General features: G+C 69.2%; 11 protein-coding genes. 4 read left to right on the top strand and 7 right to left on the bottom strand.

Features of this window, described 5'->3' with window-relative positions; all coding sequences use genetic code 11:
• Positions 1-565: 565 nt before the first annotated feature.
• The 6 genes from ACIRGA_RS14155 to ACIRGA_RS14130 all read right to left on the bottom strand — a co-directional run bounded on the left by ACIRGA_RS14155 (position 566) and on the right by ACIRGA_RS14130 (position 5,587).
• Entirely contained in the window at positions 566-1,909 is a 1,344-nt protein-coding gene (locus ACIRGA_RS14155) for an SPFH domain-containing protein (protein WP_400941082.1), read from the bottom strand.
• A gap of 44 nt (positions 1,910-1,953) precedes the next feature.
• Entirely contained in the window at positions 1,954-2,385 is a 432-nt protein-coding gene (locus ACIRGA_RS14150; protein ID WP_400940720.1) for an NfeD family protein, read from the bottom strand.
• 95 nt (positions 2,386-2,480) lie between these two features.
• Positions 2,481-3,296, bottom strand: a complete 816-nt coding sequence (locus ACIRGA_RS14145; RefSeq protein WP_400940717.1) for a DUF3097 domain-containing protein — start codon at positions 3,294-3,296, stop codon at positions 2,481-2,483.
• A gap of 50 nt (positions 3,297-3,346) precedes the next feature.
• Entirely contained in the window at positions 3,347-4,240 is an 894-nt protein-coding gene (locus ACIRGA_RS14140) for an aminoglycoside phosphotransferase family protein (protein ID WP_400940714.1), read from the bottom strand.
• Positions 4,225-5,007, bottom strand: a complete 783-nt coding sequence (locus ACIRGA_RS14135) for an SCO1664 family protein (RefSeq protein ID WP_400940711.1) — start codon at positions 5,005-5,007, stop codon at positions 4,225-4,227. Before ACIRGA_RS14135 ends, ACIRGA_RS14140 begins: the two co-directional genes overlap by 16 nt.
• A gap of 4 nt (positions 5,008-5,011) precedes the next feature.
• The gene (locus tag ACIRGA_RS14130; RefSeq protein WP_400940708.1) at positions 5,012-5,587 is read right to left on the bottom strand and encodes a DUF3090 domain-containing protein; all 576 of its coding nucleotides are present in this window, start codon (positions 5,585-5,587) and stop codon (positions 5,012-5,014) included.
• 144 nt (positions 5,588-5,731) lie between these two features.
• Here ACIRGA_RS14130 and ACIRGA_RS14125 point away from each other — a divergent pair, with 144 nt between their 5' ends.
• Genes ACIRGA_RS14125 through ACIRGA_RS14110 form a run of 4 tightly spaced genes read left to right on the top strand, consistent with a single transcriptional unit; the run spans position 5,732 to position 9,662 of the window.
• Positions 5,732-7,672 carry a S9 family peptidase gene (locus tag ACIRGA_RS14125; RefSeq protein ID WP_400940705.1) on the top strand — a complete coding sequence of 647 codons (1,941 nt, stop codon included), beginning with the start codon at positions 5,732-5,734 and terminating at the stop codon, positions 7,670-7,672.
• Positions 7,669-8,556 carry an LD-carboxypeptidase gene (locus tag ACIRGA_RS14120; protein WP_400940702.1) on the top strand — a complete coding sequence of 296 codons (888 nt, stop codon included), beginning with the start codon at positions 7,669-7,671 and terminating at the stop codon, positions 8,554-8,556. Before ACIRGA_RS14125 ends, ACIRGA_RS14120 begins: the two co-directional genes overlap by 4 nt.
• Before the next feature lie 48 nt (positions 8,557-8,604).
• Positions 8,605-9,231 carry a class I SAM-dependent methyltransferase gene (locus ACIRGA_RS14115; RefSeq protein ID WP_400940701.1) on the top strand — a complete coding sequence of 209 codons (627 nt, stop codon included), beginning with the start codon at positions 8,605-8,607 and terminating at the stop codon, positions 9,229-9,231.
• Between the two features lie 14 nt (positions 9,232-9,245).
• Entirely contained in the window at positions 9,246-9,662 is a 417-nt protein-coding gene (locus ACIRGA_RS14110) for a TIGR03668 family PPOX class F420-dependent oxidoreductase (RefSeq protein WP_400940698.1), read from the top strand.
• A gap of 269 nt (positions 9,663-9,931) precedes the next feature.
• On the opposite strand, the gene ACIRGA_RS14105 is transcribed toward ACIRGA_RS14110, so the two are convergent.
• Positions 9,932-10,092, bottom strand: a 161-nt coding sequence (locus ACIRGA_RS14105) for a transposase (RefSeq protein WP_400941080.1), incomplete at its 5' end; no start/stop codon positions are given.

Here is a 10,092-nt window from a genome sequence, read left to right as displayed (position 1 = left end):
GGGGGGGGTTTGGGGGTTGTTTGCGTCCCCCACCACCCCCCCCCCCCCCCCCCCACGACCAGAGCTCGACCAGGGCCGAAGGCTCCTTTCACCGCATTAGACGCGGCGAAGGGAGCCTTCATCCCACCATCGGCCCGCCCGAGAACACGCCACGTTTGACCTTCGGCTCTAAATAGAACCCTCTTTGTCACTCACGACCCACTTGTGACACCGTGCATACTACCCAAATCGGACACTGGCGGCTTGAAAAGTGTCCCTTGTGGACATTCGTAACGCGGTCGACCCTCGTCGGTCGGCGCGGACCCAGGCTGTAAAGAGTGCGCGGCACGCCATATTCGACTTACCCCTCAATAGAACGCCCTTTGCCACTCACGACCCGCCCGCAAAGCCGCACAAAGCACTCGAATCGGACGCTCGAATCTAGACCTGTGTCCCTTATGGACAGTCAAGAAACGTGCAAGCCTCGTTGGAGAGCCCGCTAGACGACTTTCAGGCGCTGAAACCCGTGAGGAACACGAAGGAGGGCCGCCCCGAACGGGACGGCCCTCCGACTACTTCAAGAGACTCAGCGCTGCGGCGGACCACCCTGCGGACCACCGAACGGACCCTGCTGCGGGAACGGGCCACTACCCGGCCCCTGCGACGGCGGACCCTGGTACGGGCCGCCCTGCGGACCCGCGGGCGGCTGCGGCTGCGGCAACCGGGACGGCGGCGGAACCTGCGGGGACTCCGGAGCGGCCTCCGGCTCGGGAGCCGGCGCGGCCTTCGGGACCTGACGCGGAGCGGGCGGCTCCTGCCGCGGCGTCGCGACACCCAGCGCCGGAACTTCCTTACGCGCCACGGCTTCCGCGGCCGCGACGGCCTCGGCGACCTTCGGGTCGCTGGAGGTGTCGAACCAGCCCTGGACCTCTTCGTCCTCCAGATCCGGCTTCTCGACCGGCTCCTCCTTCGGCGGCTCGTAACGGAACACGCCGTCGTCGCCGGGGGCGCCGAGCGCGCGGGCGAAGCCCTCCAGGGCCTTGCCGTAGTCGCTCGGGATCATCCAGACCTTGTTCGCGTCGCCCTGCGCGAGCTGCGGCAGGGTCTGCAGGTACTGGTACGCCAGGACCTCGGGCGTCGGGCGCCCGGCCTTGATCGCCGCGAAGACCTTCTCGATGGCCTTCGCCTGCCCCTGCGCCTGCAGGTACCGGGCGGCACGTTCACCCTGCGCCCGCAGGATCCGCGACTGCCGCTCGGCCTCCGCGCTCAGGATCGCGGCCTGCTTGGCGCCTTCGGCCGCGAGGATCTGGCTCTGCTTCTGACCTTCCGCGGTCTTGATGGCCGATTCACGCTGACCTTCGGCGGTCAGGATCATCGCGCGCTTCTCACGGTCGGCGCGCATCTGCTTCTCCATCGAATCCTGGATGGAGGGCGGCGGGTCGATCGCCTTCAGCTCGACCCGGGCGACGCGGATGCCCCAGCGGCCGGTGGCCTCGTCGAGCACCCCGCGCAGCTGGCTGTTGATCGAGTCACGCGAGGTCAGCGTCTGCTCGAGGCTCATGCCACCGACGACGTTTCGCAGCGTCGTGGTGGTCAGCTGCTCGACACCGACGATGTAGTTCGAGATCTCGTACACCGCGGCGCGCGAGTCGGTGACCTGGAAGTACACGACCGTGTCGATGGACACGGTCAAGTTGTCCTCGGTGATCACGGGCTGGGGCGGGAAGGAGACGACCTGTTCACGAAGGTCGATCCGCGCCCGCACCTTGTCCAGGAAGGGCACCAGAAACGTCAGGCCGGGAGAAGCCACCGTCCGGAACCGGCCCAGCCGTTCGATCACGGCCGACTGCGCCTGCGGCACCACCATGATCGCCTTGACCACGACGACGACCACGAACAACGCGAGCAGTCCGACGACGATGAACACCACTGTCTCTGACAACTACCTTCCCCTTACGTAGAAACCTGTCCGGCTCACAGCGCGGCCGAAACGACCGCCGTGGCGCCCGAGATCTCGACCACCGTCACCGATGTCCCCGGGGCGATCGGTTCCCCGTCGGTCATGCATCGTGCCGACCAGACGTCGCCCGCCAGCTTCACCTGGCCGCTTTCGACGTCCACTGTGGACACTACTACCGCTCGCGCGCCGATCAGCGCGTCGGTGTTGGTCTTGATGTCCGGCCCCGAGAGGAACCGGCGTTTGAGGGTGGGCCGGACGAGCGCGAGCATCCCGACCGAAACGACGGCGAACACCGCGACATCGATGAACGGGTTCCCGGTCAAGGCCGCCGAGCCCGCACCGAACAGGGCCCCGACACCGACCATGAGCAGGAACAGATCACCCGAGAGCAGCTCGGCGATGATCAAGAGGATGCCGGCGATCAGCCAGATGAGAGCGCCTGTCATGCGTTCATGCTCCCAGATCGCGCCGTTCCATACCGGAGAAGCGAAACCGACGTGACCGACGCGTGACCTTGAGTGACCTCGCCCAAACCGGTCATTCAGGACTCTTCGCCCGGGTCGGAGACGAAGTCGATGAGCCGTTCCACCGCTCCGATCAGCGGCGTTTCCAAATCCCGGTAGCTGCCGACCGCAGTCAGGATCCGCTGCCAGCCCTCCCATGGCTCGCCCCAGCCGAGCGCGTCGCAGACACCCTGCTTCCACTCCGTGCCACGCGGGATCTTCGGCCACGCGCGGATACCGACCACCGACGGCTTCACGGCCTCCCAGATGTCGATGTACGGATGTCCGGTGACCAGTACGTTCTCGTCGCGGATCGCGCCGACGATCCGCGACTCCTTGCTGCCCGCGACCAGGTGGTCGACCAGCACGCCGAGGCGGCGGCCGGGGCCGGTGCCGAACTCGTCGATGCGGTCGGACAGCACGTCCACACCATCGAGTGGTTCGACCACCACGCCTTCCACGCGCAGGTCGTGTCCCCAGACCCGTTCGACGAGTTCGGCGTCGTGTTTGCCCTCCACCCAGATCCGCGAATCGCGGGCGACCCGGGCCTTGAGTCCCTGGACCTGGACCGACCCGGACGCGGAGATCCGGCGAGCCGGGGCTTTCGGGGCGGCCTTCGCCGGCACCAGCGTGACCGGTTTGCCCTCCAGCAGGAAACCCGCGGGGTTCAGCGGGAACACGCGGTGCTTGCCGTGCCGGTCTTCGAGGACGACGTTGCCGTACTCGATCTTCACCACGGCACCGCAGTAGCCGCTGGCCGGGTCTTCGACCACGAGTCCCGGTTCCGCGGGCACCTCGGGGATCTTCCGCTTGCGCGGGCCGGACAGCACGTCGTCGTACGAATGGGAGCGCACGGCGGTCGACGCTAGCGGTGCCCGGCGTCGGCGTCTCCCCGCCACGCCGGTCAGGCGGCCATCCGCAGCATGGTGTCGACGAAGGGGGTCCGCTCGCCCCTCTCCAGCGGGCGCATCACGAACAGCGGCGCGAGCGCGACGCACCACGCGCGCACTCGTCCGGCGTCGAAACCCGGCAGATACGGCGCGATCGCGTCGAAGCCGTCTTCGAGCGTTCCCCCTTCGCGCATCGGCAAGGTGACCCAGTCGGCCAGATCGAAGGAGGGATCGCCGACGCTCGGACGCGGGTCGATCGCGACCGCGCCCCGCCCGGGCCCGCCGTCGAGGACGTTGCCCGGATGCAGATCGCCGTGCACGATCGCGTTCCCTCCCCCGCCGGTCGCGAGTGCGAGTGCCCGCAGCCTCGCGCGATCGAGGGTCTCCAGCGAGAGCGTCGCCTCGGCCACCGAACCCCGTAACCCACGCTCGGCGAGGCGGTACATGAAGACGACGCGATCTTCCAGCGGCGAGAAATCCGGCGGCGGGGTCACCGCGTGGATCTGGGTCAGCAGGTCGCCGACCTCGGCCCATGGGACGTTCGCCCCCGCCTCCAGCAGCTGCGTGCCCGGATCGATGCCTTCCAGCAGGATCGCCCCGTCGGCGAGTTCGGTGTCCAGCACCTGCGCGACCCGCGAGCAGCCGTCCCACGCCCGTAGCGCGGCGGCCTCGGACGCGGCGATCGTGTGGTCCGGCGTCAGCTTGAGGACCTTCTTCGCGCCGGCGTCCCCCGCACAGATCAGGGTCCGGCCGGTGTTACCCGGTTTCGCGTCGACGACGGTGAGCCCCCACCGCGCCGCCAGCCGCGCCACGAGCGCGGGCAGTTCGTCGCACCACGTCGTGATGTCTTCGCCGAACCGCTTGATCAGCCGCGCACGCGCCTGGTCGTCGATCAGAACAGCGGCCACGGGATGGCGCGCCAGTCGTCGCCCGGCTCCGGGAAGACACCCTCCGCCAGGAGCAGTTCGGTGCGCTCGGCCAGCGCGCGGATCTCGAACCCGGTGAGGTGCTCGCCGAGCGCGTCACCGAGTTCGCCGTCCAGCCGCTCGCGCAGGCCGCGCAGCTTGCCGACCTCGTCTTCGGTCAGCCGCTCGCCGATCCAGCCCCAGAGCACCGTCCTCAGCTTCGGGTCGGTGTGCAGGCAGATCCCGTGGTCCACGCCGTAGACGCGGCCGTCGGCGCCGGCGAGCACGTGGCCGCCCTTGCGGTCGGTGTTGTTGACCACGATGTCGAGCAGGGCGAGTTCCCGCATCCCCTGCCGGTTCGCGTGCGCGAGGACCGCGGGTTCGCCGTCGCGATCGTGCGCGTGCAGGACGACACGCCAGTCGTCCGGCAAGTTGTCCGGGGACCGGACGTCGACCAGTTCCTCGTCGGTGGTCTCGATCCACAGCTGCACCATGCCGGGCCCGAACGGACCGTCGCGCAGCACCGTGGGCGGGATCGCGCCGAGCCCGGAGGCGTCGGCGATCATGGCCGTCGCGACCTCGCGGCCGGCGAGCGTCCCGTCCGGGAAGTCCCACAGCGGCCGTTCACCGGAAACGGGCTTGTAGACGACGTTGCCGGTGACGCCGTCGAGTTCGATCGTGCAGAAGAGCGTGACGTTGGAGGCGTCGACGAGCCTGCCTTCGACGTCGATCTTGCCGCGCGTCACCAGGTCCCGCGAAGTCTCCTCCACCCGGTCAGTCCTCGAGGACGTCGACGTCGCGCCGGTACCCGTTCTGGCGCGGGCAGATGTGACCCGCCGGGTCGAGCGGTTCCGCGCACAGCGGGCACGGCTTGCGGCCGGCGTTGACCACCCTGTCCGCTCGCTCCGCGAAAGCGCGAGCCGCGCCAGGGGTCAGGAAGACGCGGACGGCGTCCGGCCCCTCTTCGGTGTCGTCCAGAACGACCGTTTCATCCACCTCGCCCTCCGTCATCGCGAGCAGTTCGATGACGACGGCGCTGCTCTCGGCGTCCCAGCCGAGCCCCATCGTGCCGACGCGGAACTCCTCCTCGACCGGAACGGTCAGGGGGTCGACGTCGAGGAGCTCGTCGGGCGCGTCGTCCGGAACGTCCGCGCCGAACCGGCTGGCGACCTCTTCCAGCAGCGAGCTGAGCCTCTCGGCCAAGACCACGACCTGCTGTTTTTCGATCGTCACACTGATCGTGCGGACGTCCTCGGACGCCTGGAGGTAGAACGTGCGGTCGCCGGGCTCACCGACGGTTCCTGCGACGAACCGGTCGGGCTGGCGGAAGACGTGGATTACGCGAGACATGGCACCTTTGACCCTAGGCCACGGCCCCATGATCGGCATCCGCCGCCCCACGGTTCCGCCGAGGGCGAAACCGCTCGACAAAACCGGCGGTAGGAGCTGTGCCCCGGACCGGCGCGGGCAAAGGGTCGCTCCTAGTCTTCAACCGTGGTTGAGATCGCCCCTTACGGCACCTGGACGTCTCCCCTGTCGGCCGCCGACGTCGCGGCCTCGGGAGTCAGCGCGCAATGGCTCGGAACGGCGGGAAACGAGGTCTGGTGGGCCGAAGCGAGAACGGGTGAGGGCGGCCGCGTGACCCTCGTGCGGTCCCGCGCCGACGGCACGGTCGAAGACGTTCTTCCCGCTCCGTGGAACGTCCGGAACCGGGTCCACGAGTACGGCGGCCGTCCGTGGCTCGTCCTCGGCGACGTCCTCGTCTTCACCCACTGGACGGATCAGCGCGTCTACCGTCGCGACCTGACCACCGGCGAGACGACGCCGCTGACCCCTGAACCGGTGACCCGGCACCAGATCCGCTACAGCGACCTCCGGCCCGGCCGGACCGGCGAAGTGTGGCTGGTCCGCGAGCGCAGCACCGGCCCCCGGCGCGTCGACATCGCCCGGGACCTCATCGCGGTTCCCCTCGACGGCGGCCCGGAACGCGTTCTGACGGCCAGTCACCACTTCCTCACCGCACCGCAGCTTTCGCCCGACGGAACGCGTGCGGCGTGGATCGGCTGGAACCATCCCGCGATGCCTTGGGACGGCACCGAACTGTGCGTCGCCGAACTCCGCGAGGACGGGACCTTCGGGCCGCACCGCGTGCTCGCCGGCGCGGCCGACATCTCCGTCTGCCAGGTCGAATGGGAGTCGGCGGACAGCCTGCTGGCCTTGCTCGACCCGCACGGCTGGTGGAATCTGCACCGGGTCGGGCTCGACGGCGGAATCACGAATCTCGCCCCGGCCGAGCAGGAGATCGGTGGTGCGCAGTGGAAACTCGGCGCCCGCTGGTTCACGCCGCTCGGAGACGGCCGGTTCGCCGTCATCGCCTCGGGCAAGCTCGCGATCCTCGACGAGGCGACGCGGGAGCTGACCCCGGTGCCGGCCGCCGCCGACCTGACCTCGTGGTCCACCAACGGCTTGGCCGTCCATGAAGGCAGCGTCGTCGGCGTCGCGGCGGGCCCGAAGCGCGAAGCCGCCGTCGTGAAGGTCGACCTCGCCGGCGAGACGGTGACCGAACTCGCTTCGGCACCCGGACCGACTTCGCCCGCCTACCTGTCGACGCCCGTGGAGCGGATCTTCAAGACCGACGACGGCGACCGGATCCCGGCCTTCCTCTACCTCCCCGCGAACCCCGGCTTCGCCGCGCCGGACGGGGAACTGCCACCGCTGTTCGTGTATCCGCACGGCGGGCCGACCGGCCGGGACAGCGCGGTGCTCGATCACGAGATCGCCTACTTCACCAGCCGCGGGATCGCCGTCGTCACGGTGAACTACGGCGGTTCGACCGGCTATGGGCGCGCCTATCGCGAACGGCTGCGGGAGCAGTGGGGCGTCGTCGACGTCGCCGACTGTGTCACCGTGGCCGAAGCCCTGGCCGCGGAAGGCACCGTCGACGGCGACAGGCTGGCGATCCGCGGCGGCAGCGCGGGCGGGTACACCTCCGCCGCTTCGCTGACCACCACGACGACCTACCGCGCCGGCACCGTGATGTACCCGATCCTCGACCTCACTCAGTGGACCGGTGACGGCGGCGAGACGCACGACTTCGAGTCCCGCTACCTCGACGGGTTGATCGGGCCGTTGCCGGAAGCCGAGCAGCGCTACCGGGACCGGTCGCCCATCAACAACGCGGGCACCCTCGCCGGTCCCCTGCTGTTCCTGCAGGGTCTGGAGGACGAGATCTGCCCGCCCGAGCAGGCGGACCGGTTCGTGGCCGGCTTGGCCGGGCGCGGGATCGAACACGCCTACCTGAGGTTCGAAGGCGAGCAGCACGGGTTCCGGAAGGCGGAGACGATCGTGGCCGCGCTCGAAGCGGAGTTGTCGTTCTACGGTCAGGTCTTCGGCTTCGAGACGCCAGGCGTGCCGAAGCTCCGGCTGAGCCGGTGAGGCCACCGAAGACGCGACCGGGCGACACGATCGCCTTGGTCGCCCCGGCGGGCCCGGTTCCGCAGGACCTCGTCGAGAAGGCGCTACCGGTGCTCCGCGGCTGGGGCGTCGAGATCCACGTCGGCGAGTGCGTCCGCGCTTCCTCCGACGGCTACCTGTCGGCCTCCGACGAGGCGCGGGCCGCCGAGTTCACGCGGGCCTGGCTGGACCCGGGAGTGACCTGCGTCCTCGCCGCCCGCGGCGGCTACGGCTCGCAGCGGATGCTCGATCTGATCGACTGGGCGGCGCTGAAGGCGGCCGGGCCCAAGATGTTCGCCGGGTCGAGCGACGTCACCGCGCTGCACCGGGCGGTGAACGTCCACTTGGGACTGGAGACGCTGTTCTCCCCCATGCCCGCGACCACCCTGTTCGACGCCGTGGCCGCCGAACACCTGCGGCTGTCGCTGTTCGAACCGGACAGCGCGCGGCTGATCACCTCGCCGACATCGTCGCCCTTGGTGCCCGGCCTGGCGACGGGGACGCTCATCGGCGGCAACCTCGCCCTGCTGGCGTCCGGCCTCGGCACGCCGGAACAGGACTCGGCGCGCGAGACGATCGTGCTGCTGGAGGACGTCACCGAGAGCGTCTACCGGATCGACCGGATGCTGACCCAGTTGCTGCGTTCCGGCTGGCTCGACGGCGTCCGGGGGTTCGTGCTGGGTTCGTGGAAGTCCTGCGGTGATCCCGAGGCGATCCGCGCTCTGATGCTCGACCGGCTCGGACCGCTCGGCGTGCCCATCGCGTGGGACTTCGGCGTCGGGCACGTCCCTGCGTCGCCGACCATCCCCCTCGGGGCGCGGGCCACCCTCGACGCCGACGCGGGGACGCTCCAGATTTTGCCATAACGGCAACGGAACTTGCGAAGACGGCCGGACCGGAGGCATCTTGCGGTCATGGATTCGACACAGCAGTTCTGGGAAGACTTCTACCGGGACAAGGACCAGGTCTGGAGCGGGAAGGCGAACCCGATCCTGGTGAACGAGGTCGCCGCCCTCACCCCGGGCACCGCACTCGATCTCGGATGCGGCGAAGGCGGCGACGCCATCTGGCTCACGCAGCAGGGCTGGCGCGTCACCGCCGTCGACATCTCCGACGTCGCACTCGAGCGCGCCGCCGCCCACGCGGCCGAGGCCGGCGTCGAGGGCATCACCTGGGAGCGCCACGACCTGTCGAAGTCGTTCCCGGAAGGCCGTTTCGACCTCGTTTCCGCGCAGTTCTTCCACTCCCCCGTCGCGGAGGACGGCGAGCGGGACAAGGCGCTCCGCCGCGCCGCCGAAGCCGTCGCGCCGGGCGGAACCCTGGTGGTCGCCGGCCACGCGGGCTGGCCGACGTGGATGGAAGAGCCGCCGCACAAGGACGTCCACTTCCCGACGACCGCCGAGGTCCTCGAAACACTGGCCTTGGCCGACGGCGAATGGACCGTGGAGCGGCAGGAGCTGATCAAGCACGACTTCCCGGGTCCGGAAGGACAGCACGGGACGCGTTCGGACAACGTGCTCCGCGTGCGCCGCTCGGGCTAGGTACCGTCGCGGGTATGCGGATGACGCCTGCCGAAGCCCGGTCACGGTTCGAAGGCGAGCGGATCGCGAGACTGGCGACGGCCGGTTCGGACGGCGTGCCGCATCTGGTGCCGGTGACGTTCGTCGTCGAAGGCGACTCGGTGGCCTTCGCGATCGATCACAAACCGAAGAGCACGACGGCGTTGCGGCGGCTGAAGAACATCGCGGAGAACCCCGCCGTCAGTTTTCTGACCGACCGCTACGGCGAGGACTGGGCCGGGCTGTGGTGGGCGCGGGCGGACGGTGTCGCCCGGGTGCTGACCGACCCTGACGAGCAGGCGCTGCCGGTACGCCTGCTCCGGGAGAAGTATCCGCAGTACGAGGCGCAGCCCGCTCCGCATGCAGTGGTGAGCACCCTCGTTCACTCTTGGAGCGGGTGGCAGGCTTCCTGAGCGTTCTTTTGTGTTGTTGCCGCTGCGCGGCAACAACACTTTCGCCGGGTGGTATAGGTCGTTATACAGTTTGGAGCCGGGCGCAAGTCCGTGAAGGCCTCCTTGAGGGACTCTGGATCCCTGAAGGGGCCCTTCACGGACCGGTCCCTTCCAGGGAACTCGCAGCTCTCGACCGCGCAGCCTCGCCGGAAGTCCGTGAAGGCCTCCTTCCCTACCCTGAAGGTAGCGAAGGAGGGGCGGATTCATGCGGTCGTTGCAACATGCTCCATTTAGGACAGTAGCATGTTGAGTTTTTCTTGGGGTGTAAGCCAGTCCAGTGTTTTGCGGGGACGGCCGTTGAGTTCGGCGGCCACCCTGGCGAGATGTTCGGGGCTGTGGACTGAGAGGTCGGTGCCTTTGGGGAAGTATTGGCGGAGCAGGCCGTTGGTGT

This window comes from Amycolatopsis sp. NPDC102389 (assembly GCF_044765885.1).
Taxonomy (GTDB): domain Bacteria; phylum Actinomycetota; class Actinomycetes; order Mycobacteriales; family Pseudonocardiaceae; genus Amycolatopsis.
The sequence above is the reverse complement of the archived record's forward strand: the minus strand, read 5'-3'. Positions and strand labels throughout refer to the sequence as shown.